Annotated in this window: 20 protein-coding genes; 3 read left to right on the forward strand and 17 right to left on the reverse strand. The window is 49.1% G+C overall.

What is annotated here, in order from left to right; all coding sequences use genetic code 11:
• Positions 1–53: 53 nt before the first annotated feature.
• On the forward strand, positions 54–1,265 hold the full coding sequence (locus DWZ67_RS00410) for an L-serine ammonia-lyase (protein ID WP_005831694.1): 1,212 nt from the start codon (positions 54–56) through the stop codon (positions 1,263–1,265).
• Between the two features lie 90 nt (positions 1,266–1,355).
• On the opposite strand, the gene DWZ67_RS00415 is transcribed toward DWZ67_RS00410, so the two are convergent.
• From DWZ67_RS00415 to DWZ67_RS00470, 10 genes are all read right to left on the reverse strand, one after another.
• The gene (locus DWZ67_RS00415) at positions 1,356–1,859 is read right to left on the reverse strand and encodes a PepSY-like domain-containing protein (RefSeq protein ID WP_009038162.1); all 504 of its coding nucleotides are present in this window, start codon (positions 1,857–1,859) and stop codon (positions 1,356–1,358) included.
• Between the two features lie 36 nt (positions 1,860–1,895).
• Positions 1,896–2,336, reverse strand: coding sequence for a PepSY-like domain-containing protein (locus DWZ67_RS00420; protein WP_005832634.1), 441 nt, complete (start codon positions 2,334–2,336; stop codon positions 1,896–1,898).
• Positions 2,337–2,428: 92 nt separating this feature from the next.
• Positions 2,429–3,718: a sensor histidine kinase gene (locus DWZ67_RS00425; RefSeq protein ID WP_120137950.1), complete on the reverse strand. Its 1,290-nt coding sequence runs from the start codon at positions 3,716–3,718 to the stop codon at positions 2,429–2,431.
• Positions 3,715–4,392 carry a response regulator transcription factor gene (locus DWZ67_RS00430; RefSeq protein WP_016272776.1) on the reverse strand — a complete coding sequence of 226 codons (678 nt, stop codon included), beginning with the start codon at positions 4,390–4,392 and terminating at the stop codon, positions 3,715–3,717. The genes DWZ67_RS00425 and DWZ67_RS00430 overlap by 4 nt, the downstream gene beginning before the upstream one ends.
• A 49-nt stretch (positions 4,393–4,441) precedes the next feature.
• Complete coding sequence (locus DWZ67_RS00435; RefSeq protein ID WP_005831701.1) at positions 4,442–4,990, reverse strand: DUF4738 domain-containing protein; 549 nt, start codon at positions 4,988–4,990, stop codon at positions 4,442–4,444.
• 60 nt (positions 4,991–5,050) lie between these two features.
• A complete protein-coding gene (locus DWZ67_RS00440; RefSeq protein WP_165852451.1) occupies positions 5,051–5,500 on the reverse strand; it encodes a DUF4890 domain-containing protein in 450 nt (149 codons plus the stop codon).
• A gap of 136 nt (positions 5,501–5,636) precedes the next feature.
• The gene (locus tag DWZ67_RS00445) at positions 5,637–5,864 is read right to left on the reverse strand and encodes a DUF4248 domain-containing protein (protein ID WP_005831704.1); all 228 of its coding nucleotides are present in this window, start codon (positions 5,862–5,864) and stop codon (positions 5,637–5,639) included.
• 126 nt (positions 5,865–5,990) lie between these two features.
• Entirely contained in the window at positions 5,991–6,470 is a 480-nt protein-coding gene (locus DWZ67_RS00450; RefSeq protein ID WP_009038158.1) for an HU family DNA-binding protein, read from the reverse strand.
• A gap of 246 nt (positions 6,471–6,716) precedes the next feature.
• A complete protein-coding gene (locus tag DWZ67_RS20640; protein ID WP_120138126.1) occupies positions 6,717–6,926 on the reverse strand; it encodes a 4Fe-4S binding protein in 210 nt (69 codons plus the stop codon).
• A 486-nt stretch (positions 6,927–7,412) separates the two neighbouring features.
• Positions 7,413–8,033, reverse strand: coding sequence for a DsbA family protein (locus DWZ67_RS00470; protein WP_120137952.1), 621 nt, complete (start codon positions 8,031–8,033; stop codon positions 7,413–7,415).
• A gap of 293 nt (positions 8,034–8,326) precedes the next feature.
• On the opposite strand from DWZ67_RS00470, the gene DWZ67_RS00475 reads away from it, so the two are divergent.
• Positions 8,327–9,835, forward strand: a complete 1,509-nt coding sequence (locus DWZ67_RS00475; protein ID WP_243635128.1) for a DUF3843 family protein — start codon at positions 8,327–8,329, stop codon at positions 9,833–9,835.
• Positions 9,836–9,886: 51 nt separating this feature from the next.
• On the opposite strand, the gene DWZ67_RS00480 is transcribed toward DWZ67_RS00475, so the two are convergent.
• Both DWZ67_RS00480 and DWZ67_RS00485 read right to left on the reverse strand, forming a co-directional pair.
• Positions 9,887–10,573, reverse strand: coding sequence for a potassium channel family protein (locus DWZ67_RS00480; RefSeq protein ID WP_005831720.1), 687 nt, complete (start codon positions 10,571–10,573; stop codon positions 9,887–9,889).
• Positions 10,574–10,578: 5 nt separating this feature from the next.
• A complete protein-coding gene (locus DWZ67_RS00485) occupies positions 10,579–12,408 on the reverse strand; it encodes a TrkH family potassium uptake protein (RefSeq protein ID WP_120137954.1) in 1,830 nt (609 codons plus the stop codon).
• Between the two features lie 133 nt (positions 12,409–12,541).
• On the opposite strand from DWZ67_RS00485, the gene DWZ67_RS00490 reads away from it, so the two are divergent.
• On the forward strand, positions 12,542–13,909 hold the full coding sequence (locus DWZ67_RS00490; RefSeq protein ID WP_005831725.1) for a TrpB-like pyridoxal phosphate-dependent enzyme: 1,368 nt from the start codon (positions 12,542–12,544) through the stop codon (positions 13,907–13,909).
• Here the strand turns inward: DWZ67_RS00490 and DWZ67_RS00495 are convergent.
• The 5 genes from DWZ67_RS00495 to DWZ67_RS00515 all read right to left on the reverse strand — a co-directional run bounded on the left by DWZ67_RS00495 (position 13,906) and on the right by DWZ67_RS00515 (position 18,831).
• A complete protein-coding gene (locus DWZ67_RS00495; RefSeq protein ID WP_120137955.1) occupies positions 13,906–15,504 on the reverse strand; it encodes a ClC family H(+)/Cl(-) exchange transporter in 1,599 nt (532 codons plus the stop codon). The two genes, DWZ67_RS00490 and DWZ67_RS00495, sit on opposite strands and share 4 nt — an antisense overlap.
• A 72-nt stretch (positions 15,505–15,576) precedes the next feature.
• Positions 15,577–15,753 (reverse strand): DUF4250 domain-containing protein, encoded by a 177-nt coding sequence (locus DWZ67_RS00500; RefSeq protein ID WP_057089723.1) that lies wholly within the window; start codon positions 15,751–15,753, stop codon positions 15,577–15,579.
• Positions 15,754–15,872: 119 nt separating this feature from the next.
• On the reverse strand, positions 15,873–17,426 hold the full coding sequence (locus DWZ67_RS00505; protein ID WP_120137956.1) for a carboxypeptidase-like regulatory domain-containing protein: 1,554 nt from the start codon (positions 17,424–17,426) through the stop codon (positions 15,873–15,875).
• Positions 17,423–18,283 (reverse strand): FecR family protein, encoded by an 861-nt coding sequence (locus tag DWZ67_RS00510; protein ID WP_120137957.1) that lies wholly within the window; start codon positions 18,281–18,283, stop codon positions 17,423–17,425. The genes DWZ67_RS00505 and DWZ67_RS00510 overlap by 4 nt, the downstream gene beginning before the upstream one ends.
• Positions 18,280–18,831, reverse strand: coding sequence for an RNA polymerase sigma-70 factor (locus DWZ67_RS00515; RefSeq protein ID WP_009038152.1), 552 nt, complete (start codon positions 18,829–18,831; stop codon positions 18,280–18,282). Before DWZ67_RS00515 ends, DWZ67_RS00510 begins: the two co-directional genes overlap by 4 nt.
• Positions 18,832–18,844: the final 13 nt, after the last annotated feature.

The raw sequence follows: 18,844 nt of genomic DNA on the forward strand, positions 1-18,844 counted from the left end.
TAATTGACAGTTGATAATTAAATCATAAATCTGAAATCATAAATCTGAAATATATGAAATCAATCAAAGAACTCTACCGTATCGGTACCGGTCCATCCAGTAGCCACACTATGGGGCCGCGCAAGGCAGCTCAGATATTCCTGGAAAGGCATCCCGAAGCAGCCGCCTTCCAAGTAACCCTATACGGAAGCCTCGCCGCTACCGGCAAGGGGCACATGACCAATGTTGCCATCACCGAGACACTGCAACCCGCAGCACCGGTAGAAATAATCTGGGAGCCCAAAATATTCCTGCCCTTCCATCCCAACGGTATGAAATTCGTCTCTTTGGACAGCGAAGGCAAGGAGACCGACCAATGGACCGTATTCAGCGTCGGCGGCGGTGCCCTGGCAGAAGAGAATGATGGAGCATCATCCGTAAACACCCCGGATGTATACGAAATGAACAGTATGACCGAAATACTGCAATGGTGTGAACGTACCGGAAAAAGTTACTGGGAGTACGTCAAGGAATGCGAGGAAAGCGACATTTGGGATTACCTGCAGGAGGTATGGAAAACCATGCAGGCTGCCGTAAAACGGGGATTGGATAGTGAAGGAGTCTTGCCCGGCCCTCTGAATCTGCGCCGAAAGGCTTCTACCTATTATATACGTGCCAGTGGCTACAAGGCTTCCCTCCAGTCGCGCGGACTGGTATTTGCCTATGCCTTGGCAGTAAGTGAAGAAAATGCGTCAGGTGGGGTCATTGTCACTGCACCTACCTGCGGTTCGTGTGGCATTGTACCGGCAGTGCTCTATCATCTGCAAAAAAGCCGGGAGTTCAGCGACACACGCATACTTCGTGCCCTTGCCACAGCCGGACTGATAGGAAACATCGTGAAGACCAACGCTTCCATTTCGGGAGCGGAAGCCGGATGCCAAGCAGAGGTAGGTGTAGCATGTTCCATGGCATCAGCCGCAGCCAACCAATTGTTTGGAGGCAGTCCGGCACAAATAGAATATGCCGCCGAAATGGGATTGGAGCATCATTTGGGTATGACCTGCGACCCAGTTTGCGGACTGGTACAAATCCCGTGCATCGAACGTAATGCCTACGCCGCCGCACGCGCCTTGGATGCCAACCTTTACTCCTCCTTCACCGACGGCATGCACCGCGTGTCATTCGACAAAGTGGTGGAAGTCATGAAAGAAACCGGAAACGACCTGCCCTCCCTCTACAAAGAAACCAGCGAAGGAGGACTGGCGAAGGATTATAAGCCGATGTAGTTAAGGATAAGGGATTAAGGATTAAGGGATTAAGTTTTCAATATGATTGCACAACACTAATGTCCTTAATCCCTTATCCTTAACTCTTCTCTAATCAAGTTTTACCGGCCAATGCGTATCATCCCTATTACCGCTCACATCTTTTGTCTGTAGCAAGCCGCCTTCTTCCGAATAGAACAATTGATACTCTGCATTTCCCTTTTCAACTTCAATGACAAACTGCATAGGCACTACCGGATACTCCAAAAGAACAATCTCCTCTATCTTCCAACCGGCATACTCACTGGCGCTGAAAGAGGTCTGTACTGTTCCCGGAAGATTATTCCAAAGCAATTCGGTTTCCGTCAGTTGCCATTCCGCCTGATTATTGAACCATACATCCTTTTCCTGCCCATCCACTTTACAATCTGCAACGAAATAGCCCCCTTTCTGTTCCCATTCCACATGGATTGCGGAAGGGTATTTGGACTTCAATGCTTGTGACATTGCTTCGGGCACTTTGACATCATCCTTGTCGTCATCATCACTGCATGCACCAAGTGCCAAGGCGGCGATGAACATCATCGCCAACATTTGAATCTTTATTCTCATCATTTCTCTATAAAGTTTAGGTTAATAGTTACTGGAGAATCAATCGTCCATGCTGACGAACTTTCCCTTTTTGTTGAACTTCAAAGAGTAGTCATTACCCAATTCAATTTCCACACCGGTACGTCCGCGTTCGATTTTAGTAATAATCTCTCTCGGGAAGTTAGCCTTCACATACTCCTTTACCGGAACCGGAATCAATGCTTCGGGAACAGCGGACTTCTTGCAATCCACTTCCAACCAATTTCCTTTCTTGTCGAAGTCTATTTCCGTACGGTCTGTCAACAGCACTTCATATTTTTTAGTCTGCAATATTTCACTTTCAATCTTGATGTGTGAAATGTGCGGTTTCGAGAAATACTGGTTGATAAAATTGCGTGCCGTCAGCGGAAGCTGCTTGGCATCCTGAGTGATAACATCACCGGCAAAGGCAAACTGAACAGCTACAAGAGCCAACACAAGAATAGACAATACTTTCTTCATAATCGTTATTTTTTAATGTTACTAATAAATTTCATATCATTCACACTGCAAATAACGGTAGAGAATTAGGAAAGATTTGGGAATAACCGCAGTTAACGATAAATTTTACTTTCTTTAACCAGACGGAAGGTATGCATACCGTCCTGCCATTCATACGTGAGCCTCAATGAAGACGACAACGCAATGGAACGCGCTATGGCAAGCCCCAGTCCGGTGGAGTCCTTCTTGCCATCCATGCCATGATAGAAACGCCGGAACAACTTCTCTCCATCCAAAGGGGCATCCCCCGTATTCCTGATGACCAGAGAAGCGGGAGTAGTAAACACCTGCAACTCTCCCCCTTCCCTATTGTGCAGCAACGAGTTCTTCACCAGATTGGAAACCAGTATTTGCGCCAGCGAATGGTTGCAACGGATGATAAAAGGCTGCTCCTCCCGTTTTCGTATCAGTCTCACCTGCTTATGTTCATAGATATCCATCAGGTCGGGCAAGAGTTCATCCAATATCTCATCCACCGAAACATCTTCCATCTCGGTATACTGCCCGTTCTCTATACGGGAAAGCAACAGCAGGGACTTGTTCAGTTTTACGGCACGCCCCAGCGTGGCATATATCTCGTCCAGCTGCTCCATTTGCTGTTCCGTCATCCCTTCACTCTCAGCCAGCAGTTCCACTTTTCCCCTCACGATGGCAAGCGGTGTCTGCAACTCATGCGAGGCATTCTCGATGAACTGCTTCTGCTCCTCGTATGCCTTGTAGCTGCGGTTGCCCATATCCAATGCAGCATCGCTCAACTGGCGGAACTCCCGTATCTTCGTCGGGTTGTCCAATGGAGGCGCCTCCTTGCCGGGCTGAATGCAGTGCAGCCAGTCAAGCAACCTATGTAACGGACGGAACACTCCCTTCAGCACCAACTGGATGCCGATGGAAGTACAGATGAGAAACAACAGGAACAGCGCTCCCAGATACCAAAGCATAGCCTCCACCATGTCATCCCGCTCCAAAATGGAAATCATCAGTTTCAACTCATAATATTGCCCGTCGGGCATACGGAAAGCGGTACACATGACACGTACCGGTTCGTCTTCATCCTCCAGTTCGATATAAACCGTAGCATCATAGAACACTTGTCTGTAATGCCGCCCTTCCTCTTCGGATATAGGGGTGAACTTATAGAAAGACATCAACGAGCCTTCCGTTTCGAGTATCGAGGGGTCGTGAAGCGCACTCTCCATCAATATCTCACCGTAATTCTCCAACGTATCGTCCGTCTCATCCACCACCTCGTCAATGATTGCGTAATAGAACAGCACACCCCACACTGCCATCAACAGAAACAGCAGCAATGCAAGTTTGCGGTAGGTGTAGCTCAGCAGCTTCATCGTTCGGAGAGTTTGTAGCCGAATCCATAGACAGCCTTTAATTCTATGGTAGCCTCAGCTTGTTTCAATTTCTTACGCAGATTCTTCACTTGCGAGTAGATAAAATCCAACGAATCCGCCTGGTCTATATTGTCTCCCCACACCGACTCGGCAAGGCTCATTTTATTGATGACCCGGCCGGGGTTGACTACAAAATAATAAAGCAGGTCGAACTCCTTGCGGTTCAGCTGCAAGGGTTTTCCGTTTATCTCTACCTGCCGTTTGTCGGGGTAGAGCAAAAGATTTCCAAGGGTGACGGTCACATCTCCCTTCGCCTGCCGCCGACGTATCAATGACTTGACACGTGCATTGAGTTCTGCCAGATGGAAAGGCTTTGTAAGGTAATCGTCGGCTCCCAGTTCCAGCCCGTCCACCTTGTCGTCCAGCGAGTCTTTGGCCGAGATAATAAGCACACTGTCACTGCGGTGCAGCCGTTTCAGCTCACGCAGCAAGTCCAGACCGCTCCCGCCAGGCAACATGATATCCAGCAGAATGCAGTCGTAATCGTAGTCATTGATTTTATCCAATGCCGAAAAATAGTCGGCAGCGGTCTCTACAACAAACTTTTCTTTCAAGAGCGAAGTGCGGATGGTTTCCCGCAAATCTTGCTCATCTTCTACAATCAGGATTTTCATACCGGCAAAGATGGTCTACAAAACTGGAAACAATCTGGAAAACTATCCACTAATCAATGCTGTCTGTCTGATAGTCCTCCATCAGTTCTTCTTTTGCCATGGAGATTTTCCCGTCAGCCGTAATGGTCAGTCTGATGGGAACATAAAGGTCGGATTGCGGATAGCAGACGCTGGCCGCGTATATGATTCCTTGCGGAGTGGTCTTGTCATAGACCAGCCCCTCAAGAATAGAGTACTTCATGAACTTGGCATCCACCAACGAAGCAAAATTATCTTTGGTGAACACTTTATCCACCACCTGCTTCCCGCCGCACGTGATGCGCAAGGTGATACGGTTATCCACAAATTTCTCCCCCTGCTCGTTTTTCACTATCGGCAGAGATTCATCCGGCCGGCGCACTACAGAAGACTGATACTCTTTTCCCTTATACGTAAAGGATGTTTTTACATCGGACACCTGCATGCGCTGTGGGCCGGCAATTTCTGTACTATCCTGCATCAATACCTGCGTACCGTCTTTCTTATTCTTGTCTTGCGACGAACAAGCAGTGAAGAAAATGACCGATGCACACACTAAAATATAGACTATATTCTTCATCGTTCTGTTTTTTAGTAGTTGACCGGACAAAAATAGTACAAATTGAATGCAATAGAAAATTTATTTTCTTTTAGATTCCATTTTTGCTTTTCTATCCTGCACTTTCTTGCTGTATGCAGCATATTGTTCTTCCGTCATAATCTTCCGGAGTTGTGAATCATAAGCAATACGGGCAGTCTTCATCTCTTCACGCTTCTTTTCCATCTCCGCTTTTTTCTGCGCGCGTTGCTCATCCGTCAATTGATGGCGCTTACCATCTCTCTTATGATGCTTGTGTGCTTTGGCACGATGCATCGGCATATCTCCCATTTTCTCAACCAATGCCAGATTTGCCTCCAGCAGTTGTTGTTTCTGCATATCGTTCAAGGAGTACTCTTTCACCATCCGTTCCGTCATGCGCTCGGCACGGACTTTCGGTTCGGGCATTTTATCACTGTGGCGGGCATGTTGTGCCATTGCCATGCCACCCATCAGGAAGGCGGCCATCCATATCAGAACTATTCTTTTCATCATTTTTCTCTTTTTTTAATTAATACCTTATGTTAGTTATACCTATTGTGTTGCAACGTATCTATGACAAAAACAAAAGCGGGAAGTTTAACCGCAACTTCCCGCTTTAACATAATAAATGAGGTTGAAAAGAATATTAAGGTTCGTCCAGATACTGTACGATAAGACTCACCTGCTTCGGCATGAATGTCCGTGTCCTTACATTGTACCCGGTATGCGCCAAGGCTTCATACAGTTCGTGATTCCGTTTTATCCACCGCGTCAGGGTGCGGATGGCGCAACGTGCAGTAGCATTGGGGCAATAGAGGCATGCCAAATCTTTCTTTTTATAAGTCGTGATACGAAAGCCATTTTCTGTTTCCATAGCAGTTTGTCTGATTTTTAAATGATTGATGTAAAGATACGATATTCAAAAGGCGAAGTCAAGTATTTCAAGGAGAATATGAACCTTTTTCTGAGAAAGTTCATATTCTCCTTATTTACAGAATGTTTATCCTAACGGATTTTCTCCCTGGTCGCCATCGGAACCGCCGCCATCCGGATTTGGTTTGGAGCTACCCCCGCCAGAAACGGTGCCGTTGCCCGACCAATCCATCTTCTCTACGCTGGCGCGGGTCAGCATATCCTTAAAGTAGAAGCCCGGGGTGAAGATAATCTTGCGGCGATAAATCGTGCTTGCCTTCACATCTTCCAGCTTGTCCTGGCTCTTGGCGTTGATGCCGGGACGGAAACAGCCGAACTCACCCAGCTGTACCGAAAATCCCTTGTTGATATCCATATTCAAGGTGTCGATCAATCCGTCCAGCACCAACTTCACCACACCGCGAGGCGCCATGCCTATCTTGGAAACCTCGTCGCATAAATCCTTAAAACCTACCACACCCAAAGTTTTCATCTGCGCCACGTACTTTTCCGTTTTTGTCTCGTCAAAACCGAATACTCTCTTTTTTACTTCATAATTCAAAGCCATAGTTTTTTAATTTTAAATTGATTAATAAAAGTCGGTCTTGTTCGCTCGTCAGTCTGCAAAACCAGTTTCTTTGTGACCACGATGCAAAGATACAACGGGCAGAAAACGGGGTGGTGCTTTAACGGAGGTTTAAGGAGGTTTTCGTAGGATAAAAAAGGATATTGGAGAAAAAGAAAGGAACTGATAGACAATGACTAAGAAATTTTATTCCTTAATCATACATTGTTTTTATCCTTTACGGCATCTTTAATTGACAGCGTAAAAAAGTTCAAGTTCTTTTCTCTCTGAATTTGCGCTTGCAAACTCCAAACTCTTTTTTCCAAAAAATGGATAGTGGTAGTTTCGTGAGCCGACAGGACATAGGGCAATGCACCTTCCACATGAAATACATTGACCTTCATCTGTCTTTATGGGGTTCTCCGACGCAATGGCACGTGTCGGGCACTCTTCCTGAATAGGACGGCACGCCTACGACCAACAATTCATCGCGTCCCAATCTCAAACCGGGGGATTAAAACATTACTCGTAATGTCATGTTGGATATTATCGGCGTGCAGCTGCTTGACGATACCCTGCACGATGGCTTTGGTAGTAAATGTAGCACTGAAAAAAACAGAATGGACTTTATGTATCTCCATAAATCTTAATTTATCCGATTAAATTTCTAATAACCGTAAATTTATTGGTATCCGTTCAAGGTCAGGCAGAAGAAGTCACTGTCATCATACGGATAATCGTATTCGATGGGGAGTTCTTCTTTCTCTATTTTCTTGAATCCGGCTTTCTCATAAAACAGATGTGCTCTGTCCGTATTCTTGGGGGTGTCGAGAATGATTTGCCTCCAGCTTTTTCAATATGCGGAATAACAGCCCTTTATCCATATTGAGCTCACGGGATATGTCCTTTGCATTTCGATTCGGATGCAAATACACATCTTGAATTTTACCTCTTTCTGGCATACACCACACTCGGCCCCATCCCATGCCTCATCAGCACCCCTTCTTCTATAAACCTATTCAAATCGACAACCGCCTGCTTATAACTACGTCCTGCCAGCCGTGCATACTGGGAGCGATTGATGCAGGGATACTGCTGCAAATACTCATCCAGCAACTGCCAGCGCTGCTCCACGCCCAACGCCTCATCGGCAGACGAAGCAGGCACCGATGCCGATTGCGGACAACGCTCCAACTGCATCTTACCTTTCAAATCCTTATAGAACTCCCTGCCCAGACGGAAATTCAACCCGCGCAAAGCGATGGAGGCAGCACGAAGCTCTTTCTTGTCCGTCGCCTGGCGGGTACAACTCAAAGAGGGGGTGAAGTAACCCAGTTCGCCCAGCTCCACCGTCCAGCCATTGGCAAGGCAGTCGCGCAACTCGTCCATAAAGCCTGCCATCGCTCCTTCCAGCAGGCTGCGGCTGAGGCTGGTGAAAAGATGTACACGCTCGATAAATTCCTTGCGGTCGATGGTGCCCTTGGGGACAAAGCGGGCATAAAGGGATTGTTGCTCGCCGGTCTGGCGGACGTCGGGTTTCTCGAAAAGGTCGTAATACGCACTCATATATATTCTGTTTTTAAATGGTCCTGCAATTCCGTCATTTCTTCTTCCACGGCATTAAGGAGAAGAAATGCTATTCTTTAATCATTCTACCATGGAGAAAATATCATTCCACCACGGAAGAAAAATCGTTCCACCATGGTGGAACGATTTTTTCCACACGATGGAACGATTTAATAGTAGCATACAAATATACTAATCGAAAGGAGGAAAAACAAGAAAATTCCCATAAAAAACATATCTTTACGCTGGAAATGAAACATATAAAAAATACACACCAAACTCACTTTAGAGTCATGAAGAAAATATATCCCCAAAAATGGTTGGAACTGCATCCGTACAAGCAGACAAACAGCGTTGACCAGTACTACGTCGGCATTGCAAACGAAATCCACAAAAGACTTTACTCTTCAACGATAGCCGACGCCTTCGAAGAAGAGGAAAACATACGCTATACAAGCCTCTGCCTCGCCGCATGGTTTGAGGACGTCATCTCCCAGACCGGCATCTGGCAGGCATTCACTGCCGAGTGCCGGAAGCGATACGGAGCCTATCTGCCCTTCTACCCCATCAAAGGCGATTATTTTCCGGATGAAATCAATCTGGAGGACATACGCTTTCTGCTTTGGCACCATATACAATATCTGTGCCGGGGAATAAGCGCCATCAACCCCGAGAATCCCGGAATAGAGCAGACTGCACAAGAGATATACGGACTGCTTGCAGAGGAATACGAAACCGCTCCCGAAAATGAAAGGATGCAGGAATTTCTATACCACTCTGCCATGGGAGAAGAAGACTTCTTCCGCTACCGGGAGATACTGGATTGGTTTCACTACCAATGCTACTTCAACATCGAAAATGTCGCCCAATGCCGGGACGAAGCTGAACGGTTGCAGGATGATGAAAAGATTACTCCCGAAATGGCAGAGACCCTCATATATGCCACACGCACCTCACTGACGTTCAAAGGCCGCCGCAACCTGCTGTCGCTGACCTCACCGGAATGGCTGGCTCTCATCGGAAAAGCCCATCCCGAACATCAGCTTTGGGGCAAAGTGAAGGCACGGGAAAACAGTTGCTATCTGCTGGAGAAAGAAGACGATGAATTTCTGTACGTCAAAGATTTGTGCAGTGAGGACGAAGGCGAATTCAAGATAACCAAGAAGTCCTTGAACCTTTCGGCCATCCGTAGCCGAGAGGCAGGGAAAAGCACCCTTATCTGCGAACTGATTTATTTTGGCAACGCATGGTGGCAGTGCGGCATGCTTCTCGAAAACAAGTACGACCAGAAAATGGCAGAATATGTGGACGACTTGACGAAACAGAAAGAAAAGACGAATGAAAAGGCTACATTCCATGATTTCATAAAAGCATCCGGCGGGAAATCTTTTGTATTCTGCCAATCGCAAGAGGAAATCTCTGATTTTCTGCTGAACAAGATGGGATACGGCTTGAAAGAAGACCTGGACATACCACGCATACATACAGAAACCGGAGCCATGCTGATGGCCAACCCGCACACCGGCCTACATATCCAATTCAAGCTGTGCGAATGCATCAAATCTCCGGACAACCCCAATTATAATAAGGAGGAAGCAGAGAAAAACGCCATTATGTTCATCGTCAACCCAGACATTATCCCCTACCAATTGAGTTGCATCCTGCAAGACGAAGGCATGCTTCCGGATGCTTATCTGAACAGTTTGCAAAGAAAAGAATACGGGCAAGAGTTCATACGCAAGAATGCACACTTCCTGACTGATTATTTCCATTATCGGTGTCGGGAGAAAGACTTTGATTAGTTGAAAATGGGGGGTGAATACCACTTTTGACACATTTCCAACTACCAATTATCATAGTGCTTTCCAGAACTTCTGGAAATCCTTATACCGTCCGTAGCACACTAACTGGTCGCCGGCTTGTATCTGGTCATTTTCCGGCAGTTCGTTCAGTACATTGTGTTCCACATACGAGACGCCCAGGCAATTCTTCAAAGTCTCGGCACGTTTCAAGGCGAGCATCTTCAGGCCAAACTCCTTATCGAGATTCAATTCATTGGCATAATAGCCAATGAACTTGTCCGGAACGGTGAACTTGACTACATAATAATCCGGTGCCACGCGGAAGGTCTCCATATCGGCACCGAATTCCAGCAACTGTACCAGTCCGCGTGCGGCATCCTCCTCGGGAGTAAGAATGCGTTCCAGCTCAAAAGCCTCGAGCACGGAACGGTGGACAGCGTCAATGGCGCGGGCATAGATATGCTGCACCTTCTTCTGCTTCAGCAAAGCCACTACACGGATGGATGCACCGAAATTCTCGCCGATGGCAACAATCACCACATCCACACTGTTCAGCGGCAACACGGACAAGGCCTGCTCGTCCGTAGCGTCGATGACAAAGGCTGTGGCAATCTTTTCCTTCAGACTATCCACCCGGCCGACGCTCACGTCCGCACCTATCACTTCGTGCCCCAGTGCAGAAAGCTCTTCTGCCAGCACGTGACCATAATTCCCTAAACCGATAATAATATACTTCATCTTATTTAATTGATTATAATCTGACCACTCGGATACTGATACTTCGTATGCTTCTTCTGCTTGATGATGCCAAGCATCAGCGTAATTAGTCCCACACGCCCCACAAACATCAGCAGTGCCACCAACAGCTTGCTGTCGTCTCCCAACCGTGGGGTAAGGTTCAAACTGGCCCCCACCGTGCTCAATGCCGACACACACTCGAAGGTAATGGCCAAAAGCGACGTACCCGGCTCCAGCATACTGATGATGAAAACAAACAGCAACAAGACGCCGAACGACATCACCACCGTGGCATTGGAACGACGGATGGAATCATGTGACAGCTCACGGCCAAACACCTCTACCCGTTCCGTGCCGCGCAACACAGCCACCAGATTCAGCACCACTACCGCAAAGGCATTTACCTTGATACCGCCTGCCGTAGACTGTGAACCGCCTCCCACCCACATCAGAAACAGATATATAAGCAATGTCTGTACCCCCAAGCCTGCCAAGTCCACACTGGTAAAGCCTGCCGTACGGGGACACGTGGCATTGAAAAACGCCTGCGTCCACTTGTCGGCCACCGACATGCCGGCGAAGGCGGCATTCCACTCAAAGACAGCAATGCCCACCGTGCCCAGTACCAGCAGCAGGAAGGTGACTATCAGTACAATCTTTGTATTCAGGTTGTACAGATGGTAAAAACGCTTGCCGTCCCAATGCCACGTACGCAGAAAGTGCCACAGACGACGCAGATGGTAAAGAATAATATCCTTGAAATTCACCAGTATGGGGAAACCGATCCCCCCCAGAATAATCAGCAGAGATATATAGATGAAGAACGGGTTGTGCCCCGTCATCACCAACGGATTACCCAGATTTCCGGGCAACGTGGAGAATCCCGCATTGCAGAAAGCGGAAATGGCATGAAAAGCGGAAAAGGCCAGCTCTTCTTGAAGGTCCATCCCCATCGTCCCGTGGATGTCTCCCCAGATAGCAAGCATCCCTATTCCTTCAATCACCAGCGTAAAGGCCAGAATATAGACCAGGGTGGAGAGCAAGGAATTCAAGGAATTGGAACTCACCATGTCGCGCACCACCAACTGATTGTACAACGAGGTATTACCCATGAAGAACATGGCAAAGAAGCTCGTCAGTGTCATCACTCCCAGACCGCCTATCTGAATCAGCAGAATGATTACCACAAAACCGGTCGGGGTAAAAGTGGACGCCACATCGACAGACGTCAGCCCCGTGACGCACACCGCACTGGTGGATATGAACAGCGAGTCGACCCACGATATGCCGTTCATCGTGCAGCGCGGCAACATCAACAGCCCCGTGCCTATCATTATGATTATCAGGAAACTTGCAGCCAGAATAAGCGAAGGGTTCGTACGCCGCCCCAACAACCGTACCAGCCCGTTGGAAAGGCTGAAAAAGGAAAACACCAGCAGCAGGACAAGATGATAGGCCTTGCCATGCAGAAATTCCCAGAACTGCAAGATGGCGCCCTCCTCCTCCGGACGATGGAAAATGACCGGGATAAGGGTCAGATAGAGCAGAATGGTCAGTATCCAGGTGAGCTTACTGAAGGTGCGCCGGGTATCCTTGTATTCCAGCAAAATACGAAGGGTGACATCTACCAGAAAAACAATCCACACCCCATGGTACAAGCGTTGGAGCTGATGCGCCTCGACCTCTGAAATCGTAAAGCCATGCTCATAGACCACGCCGACAATCAGCAGGATGGAGGCCAAATAAGTGATGGAAGTCATTACTCCCACTGTCATCCGTACGTAAGGGTGAATCCATTTATTTTGATACAAAAGGAATTTATGATAAATCTTCATAAATGCATCGATTAATGAAACGCGGCAAACTTAGACAAATATACCTTGATATACAAAAAACAAAAGGAAAAAGAAATTAGTTCAAAAATAATAGCTACATTTGGGCATTGAATTATTAATAATTTTAACCACTATGAGCAACAAAAAGAAAAGATTCATTCTCCCGGAAGAGGAAATCCCACAGTACTGGTATAACATACAAGCCGATATGGTGAACAAGCCCATGCCACCGCTTCACCCCGGCACCAAGCAACCGCTGAAAGCAGAAGACTTGTATCCGATCTTTGCCGAGGAACTCTGCCGCCAGGAACTGAATCAGACCGACACGTGGATTGAAATCCCCGAAGAGGTCCGCGAAATGTACAAATACTACCGCAGCACTCCGCTGGTGCGCGCTTATGGATTGGAGAAAGCGCTCGGCACACCGGCACATATCTACTTCAAGAACGAGAGCGTCAGCCCGATGGGCTCGCACAAGCTGAACTCCGCCATCCCGCAGGCATACTATTGCAAGCAGGAGGGAGTGACTAACGTGACCACCGAAACCGGTGCCGGACAATGGGGAGCTTCCCTGGCATATGCCGCCCGCCTCTTCGGACTGGAAGCCGCTGTCTATCAGGTAAAAATCAGTTACGAGCAAAAGCCCTACCGCCGCAGCATCATGCAGACATTCGGTGCGCAGGTTACCCCGTCTCCCTCCATGTCTACCCGCGCCGGAAAAGATATACTGACCGCCCATCCCAACTATCAGGGCTCGCTGGGAACAGCCATTTCCGAAGCTATAGAGCTGGCACAGACCACTCCCAACTGCAAATATACCCTCGGCTCCGTATTGAGCCACGTGGCCCTGCACCAGACCGTCATCGGACTGGAAGCCGAAAAGCAGATGGAAATGGCGGGTGAATATCCCGACACCGTCATCGCCTGCTTCGGAGGAGGTTCCAACTTTGGCGGTATCGCCTTCCCCTTCATGCGCCACAACATCCTCGAAGGAAAGAAAACACGCTTTGTCGCCGCCGAACCTGCTTCATGTCCGAAGCTGACACGCGGCAAATTCCAATACGACTTCGGAGACGAGGCCGGATACACTCCGTTGCTGCCCATGTTTACACTGGGACACAACTTTGCCCCTGCCAATATCCATGCCGGCGGCCTACGCTATCACGGTGCAGGTGTCATCGTATCACAACTGCTGAAAGACGGTTATATGGAAGCGGTGGACATCAAGCAGCTCGAATCATTCGACGCCGGTTGTCTGTTTGCGCAAGCAGAGGGCATCATCCCCGCCCCCGAGTCCTGCCATGCCATTGCCGCCACCATCCGCGAAGCAAACAAATGCAAGGAAACGGGTGAAGAGAAGGTGATTCTGTTCAACCTTTCCGGTCACGGACTTATCGACATGGCATCCTACGACAAGTATTTGTCCGGCGATTTAGTGAATTACGAGCTGACGGATGCCGACATCCAGAAGAATCTGGACGAGATAGGCAATCTGGCTTAATAGATATTCGCCATACTGACAAGCGGTTCATAGAGTTTCTCTATGTCCTGCGAGTCCATCTCAATCTGTACCTGGTCCCCCGGAATCAAACGAGTTCCCGTGGGGACCAGATTTTTTCCATCCCGATGTACATTGATGATGGCGCAACGTTCCGGCAGGGACAGTTCGTCCACCAGTTTCCCGTCCAGATAAGAATCCGTCATAATCTCCACCGAAAGCGTATAGCGTTTCTCTTCTTTAAAATCGGGAGCATGAATCATATCTTCATAGAGGGAGACGTTGGAAGGCTTCATTTGCAGAAGTTCCGTAAAATAGTAGGTCAACCCGCCAACAACCACCGAAGGATAAAAGACTTCGAAATGTCCGGTAATCTCCGTAATCAGCACAATGGCCGTGAGCGGTGTACGGACCACGGCCACCAGAAAAGCCGACATGGAAACAAGCATGATATAACTGACATTCTCTTGCCCGATGACACCGTACCTCACTCCTACCAGACCGACAATCTGTCCCAACAACCCTCCCGTAACCAGCGTCGGAATGAAACTGCCGCCCGGCAATCCGGAAGAGACAGAGAAAACTGAAAAGACAAAATGCAGCAACATGACGGCCGTCACCCACATAATCTGCGTACTGCCGTTCTGTGCCTGGGCCAGCAGAAACTGCTCCCCGCCTCCAGTCAGATTGACCTGCATCAGCGAAATGATGTAGGCCACCAGCACCAGATAGAACATCTTGACATACGCCGGAGAATTGACTTTGGCATACACATGCCTGAAAGCATTCATGGTGGAGGAGTAGAACTTCCCGCATACGGAGACAATCACCGCCAATATCAAGAAATACTTCATCTGGACAAAGAAGGCGAAAACCGGTTCCGTTACTTCTATCAGATGGTAAGGATTCACAGGAAAGACCATGCTTGCCACGGCTCCTGCCACAACACCCGCCAGCAAGGTAGTGATGGCCGTCTTAGGGGCATCGAAGCGTTCAATGGATTCTATTACAATGAGCGAGGAAGCCAGTGGCGCTGCAAAAGCCGCAGCGAGCCCCGCTCCCGCCCCGGCTGCCAGCAACTGTTTCTGTTCGCCTTTCAGGATATGGGTCCAGCGGGATACCAGGCTACCCACATAAGAGCCTATCTGCACGGAAGGCCCTTCGCGCCCCAAAGACAACCCCGCCGAGAAGGACAGAATGCCCCCTACGAACTTGGATACCATCTCGATGAAAGGATGCCGGTAAGTGATGCGCCCGTTAATCACGCCGCGTGTCTGCGGAATACCTCCCCCGCCGATAAGCGGCATTTTCCCCACGAGCCACATGACGAAGACGAGAATGCCCCAAGAAAACAGAAAGAGTGGAATGTGCCAGTACCAGGCCGGATGCGAAGCGAAGAAACCACTGCGGAGGTGGAACAGATAATAGAGAAGATAGTGATAGGGCACAGCGACCAGTCCCGTCAGCAAACCGACGAACATGCTGACGAAATACAGCCGGGCATCCACCAGCTTCAACTTCCAGATGTGCCAGCCGCGTACTGTTTTCCAGTTCTTGACCCTCGTCCAAAGACGTTCTGCCTTATCCCATAGTTTCATAACAAAACAACTCCCGTTAACTTGCGCTTTACAACAACAAGCAACGGGAGTTGTTTTATACAGAAACATTATTTACCAAAATCTGTTCTTTACAGGATTATACTCAAATCCCACGAGCTTCAATTTTCGTACAATGTCCTCTTTCTCTACGTTCATATCCTCGCAGAGCGCGTCCAACGAAGGATAGAAATCACGCAGTTTCATGTTGATGAAGCTGTACAGCATCACCGGGTCCTCAGGTAATCTCATAGTTACAATCTTTAAATTTAAACTAATACCAGGGGCAAAATTACAATAAAAAAACAAAATAGAGATAATTTTAGTGTAGAATATACAATCTAACCACCGCAAACGATTGAGGGCCATGTTTACGGAGCTTCCGTCTGCTCTATCTTCAGGGACACCTTTTCGATAATCTTTCCAAGCTCCTCTTCCAGCGGAATCACATTGAAGTCGCCCCAGAAATCGGCGTCATACTTGAAGTCGGTTTCAGAGAAGACGGTATGCACCGGCAGCCGTTCCGCACGCGGGAAGCGCGTCACGTTTTCCCCGTCAATCCGGCAGGTCACCATCTCGAACCAGGTATACAGAGTGGGATTACTGAAGAGCATGCGTTTTCTCTTCATCTTGAAGTAAAGGTCGCCACGGATGTGGTGGACATAATAGGTACCGTTCCAGGGTTTGTATGAGACGGTATAGACAAGTTTCTCCGTTGTCAGCCTGATTTTCGGTGCCTGGCGTATCACGAAAAGCCGTGTGGCAGCCTTCACATACCGGGGATGAATTTCGAAGCGGGCACGCAGCAAGGCGCTGTTCTCCGAGTCTATATAGAGTTCTCCGCAGAACAAAGGTTCCTTTACCCCCCGTTTCTGCTCAAAATAGACGACGTTGGCAGTACGGTCGTCCACCGATACGATGTCGCCCGAAGTATAGGTATAAAGTTCCTCGCCGGATTCCAGCAAGAGGAAGTCTGGAAGATTCTTCATGATGTCCAACTGCAGACATGCTTCCACCCCGGAGCTGATTTTGGCAAGCACACTGTCCGTCTGCTCCCGGTTATCTATCTTGCTCATCTTGAGCAGTTTCACCTGGTCTTTCTGTCCGGGCTCCATCGTGGGCGATTTGTAGACCTTGAAAACCGCCTCCGTCAGGCTTTGGAACTTGTTCTTCAGTTGTACGCCTTCCCGGTAGAAGGTGGTCAGATAGACCGGAGAAGTGGAGCAGTTCCTATCCCGGTGCTCTATCATCTCGCGAAGCAGCTTTTTAGGCTCCACCAGGCGGATAAGCACTTCTTGTAAGGAAATGACTTTCGGCTCAAGGCTCAGAACATTGCTGCGTCCTTCCAAAGCAGAGGCTTCCACCGTTTGCCCCACATAACCCAGATGGGAGAAGGAGAGCATGCAGCGCCTCAACGAGTCGGGCAGGTTGAACCGGAATTCACCGTTCTGGTTGGTAATGTTACCCAGTGAGGTTCCTTGTGCGATGACCGACGCACTGACGACGGGCTCTCCCGTCTCCTTGTCCAGCAGGATTCCGGCAATGGTGGAATATGCCGGTCGGGGCGGCAGGGGTACCGTTTCTTCCATACTCTTCCTTTCTGCCGCCCGTGTTATCAATATATGGTTGCCTAATACCTTCAATTCGAGGTTCCGGCTGCCGGTTATCCTATGAATGGCCTGCCTCACGGAACACTCCTGCTTCCTGACCCTCACCACTGAGTCGTTATGGATGACCTTACTATCATAGATAAACAGATAGCCGGACTGCTCCGAGACTTTCCCCAACAGCGCATAAACCGTTCCCTTCATTCCAGGCAGCCGGACGATGCGGTCCAGCACATCGCCTCCGTCCGCTCTTGCACTGCCTGCCAGGAAGAAAATGAAGAGTGGCAAATGGAGAATGAAGCATTTCATTGAATTCATTGTTCCGACAATATCAGTCTATTGCCCTGACGTGTACACTTCAAGTCGAACGTCCAGCATATCAGCTCGGCCACAGACTCCGGGGAGTTATTCGAAAATTCGACCGTCAGCCGCCGTTTGCCCAGGGTTGGCGACGCGGCTTCTATCTGCCAGCCGGCAGACTCCTTATTGATGGCACGCAGCACATCCTCCAGGCACTCGTCCTTGAAACGGATGTTGCTGGTGTAACGGTCAAAAAGCTCCGGATTCCCCGTCTCGCTGACGAGCAGACTGCCCCCCTGCAAGATAACCGTTTCTCCCGCCTCTACAAAGACCGTCTGTTCCTCTTGTTTCAGCAGCACCTTCACCTTCCCGCGCTTCACGGACAAGCTGAAGGGGGCCCCTTCATTGCTCCTGACATTGAAAGCCGTGCCCAGCACCTCCACACGCACCCTTGCCGTCTCAATCGTAAAAGCCTGCTCGGGTTTCTTTGCCACATCGAAGAAGGCTTCACCCTGCAGGTTCACTTCCCGCTTGTCTTCCGCAAAATGTTCGGGATACTTCAGCGTGCTTTCCTGCGCCAGATATACCACCGAACCGTCTTCAAGGGTCTTGACCAGTGTGGGCTTCTCCCGGTTCTCCTCCGTCAGCAAGCTACGACTGTCCCCACCTTGTTCCGGTACGGCCCACCATGCGGCAAAACATACGATTCCGGCAATCACGGCTGCCGCAACGCTCCCCCACTTGAGGTAAAGCCTGCGGTGCATTGCCGGAGCATGTTCCGCATCTGCCGGCAGCAGGCAGTCCGTTTCGAAGCGGGCATAAAGCCGTACCCATGCCTCGTCGGTCCTTGTCTTCTTTTTATCTACTTCCATCATTGTGTCCGGATATAATTATCAATTTCGTTTCGTAAGGTTCGGAGTACCTTGGTCATTTCCGCTTCCACCGTCTTGACGGACAACGAAAGCGACAAGGCAATCTCTGCATATTTCTTCCCCTCCATGCGGTGCATCCTGAAAATCTGCTGCCGGCGCCGGGGCTGCTTGTCGAGCGTATGCCGGATGAGGGTCTGGAGTTCCTCGTACTCCAAATGCGCGTGGGGGTCGGACGAATAGCCCGGCCCGGACTCCGTACGGACAGATGCCCGATAGCGCTCCTTGACCTCCTGATGCTCACAAAACTGCACGGCTTCATTCCTCACAGAACGGTAGAGATAGCTTTTCACGGACTGGAATACTTGTAACCGCTCCCGGTTCTTCCACAGCACGTAGAACAGCTCCTCCACAATTTCCTCGGCAGACGCCGTATCACCCGTGATGCCCGCAGCATACCAGCAAAGAGGGGAATAATACCGGCGGAAGATTCCTTCGAACGCCTTTATATCGCCCTCCTTTATTCTGGCCAGTATCATCAGTTCGTCCAGCATACACGGTGTTTTT

Source organism: Bacteroides sp. AF34-31BH (genome assembly GCF_003602795.1).
In the GTDB taxonomy this organism is placed as follows: Bacteria; Bacteroidota; Bacteroidia; order Bacteroidales; family Bacteroidaceae; genus Bacteroides; species Bacteroides uniformis.

What these genes read in the sequence shown, in the direction of transcription:
- DWZ67_RS00410 (WP_005831694.1), top strand. Translation starts at nt 54, where the DNA reads ATGAAATCAATCAAAGAACTCTACCGTATCGGTACCGGTCCATCCAGT.
- DWZ67_RS00415 (WP_009038162.1), bottom strand. Translation starts at nt 1,859, where the DNA reads ATGATGAGAATAAAGATTCAAATGTTGGCGATGATGTTCATCGCCGCC.
- DWZ67_RS00420 (WP_005832634.1), bottom strand. Translation starts at nt 2,336, where the DNA reads ATGAAGAAAGTATTGTCTATTCTTGTGTTGGCTCTTGTAGCTGTTCAG.
- DWZ67_RS00425 (WP_120137950.1), bottom strand. Translation starts at nt 3,718, where the DNA reads ATGAAGCTGCTGAGCTACACCTACCGCAAACTTGCATTGCTGCTGTTT.
- DWZ67_RS00430 (WP_016272776.1), bottom strand. Translation starts at nt 4,392, where the DNA reads ATGAAAATCCTGATTGTAGAAGATGAGCAAGATTTGCGGGAAACCATC.
- DWZ67_RS00435 (WP_005831701.1), bottom strand. Translation starts at nt 4,990, where the DNA reads ATGAAGAATATAGTCTATATTTTAGTGTGTGCATCGGTCATTTTCTTC.
- DWZ67_RS00440 (WP_165852451.1), bottom strand. Translation starts at nt 5,500, where the DNA reads ATGAAAAGAATAGTTCTGATATGGATGGCCGCCTTCCTGATGGGTGGC.
- DWZ67_RS00445 (WP_005831704.1), bottom strand. Translation starts at nt 5,864, where the DNA reads ATGGAAACAGAAAATGGCTTTCGTATCACGACTTATAAAAAGAAAGAT.
- DWZ67_RS00450 (WP_009038158.1), bottom strand. Translation starts at nt 6,470, where the DNA reads ATGGCTTTGAATTATGAAGTAAAAAAGAGAGTATTCGGTTTTGACGAG.
- DWZ67_RS00470 (WP_120137952.1), bottom strand. Translation starts at nt 8,033, where the DNA reads ATGAGTGCGTATTACGACCTTTTCGAGAAACCCGACGTCCGCCAGACC.
- DWZ67_RS00475 (WP_243635128.1), top strand. Translation starts at nt 8,327, where the DNA reads ATGAAGAAAATATATCCCCAAAAATGGTTGGAACTGCATCCGTACAAG.
- DWZ67_RS00480 (WP_005831720.1), bottom strand. Translation starts at nt 10,573, where the DNA reads ATGAAGTATATTATTATCGGTTTAGGGAATTATGGTCACGTGCTGGCA.
- DWZ67_RS00485 (WP_120137954.1), bottom strand. Translation starts at nt 12,408, where the DNA reads ATGAAGATTTATCATAAATTCCTTTTGTATCAAAATAAATGGATTCAC.
- DWZ67_RS00490 (WP_005831725.1), top strand. Translation starts at nt 12,542, where the DNA reads ATGAGCAACAAAAAGAAAAGATTCATTCTCCCGGAAGAGGAAATCCCA.
- DWZ67_RS00495 (WP_120137955.1), bottom strand. Translation starts at nt 15,504, where the DNA reads ATGAAACTATGGGATAAGGCAGAACGTCTTTGGACGAGGGTCAAGAAC.
- DWZ67_RS00500 (WP_057089723.1), bottom strand. Translation starts at nt 15,753, where the DNA reads ATGAGATTACCTGAGGACCCGGTGATGCTGTACAGCTTCATCAACATG.
- DWZ67_RS00505 (WP_120137956.1), bottom strand. Translation starts at nt 17,426, where the DNA reads ATGAATTCAATGAAATGCTTCATTCTCCATTTGCCACTCTTCATTTTC.
- DWZ67_RS00510 (WP_120137957.1), bottom strand. Translation starts at nt 18,283, where the DNA reads ATGATGGAAGTAGATAAAAAGAAGACAAGGACCGACGAGGCATGGGTA.
- DWZ67_RS00515 (WP_009038152.1), bottom strand. Translation starts at nt 18,831, where the DNA reads ATGCTGGACGAACTGATGATACTGGCCAGAATAAAGGAGGGCGATATA.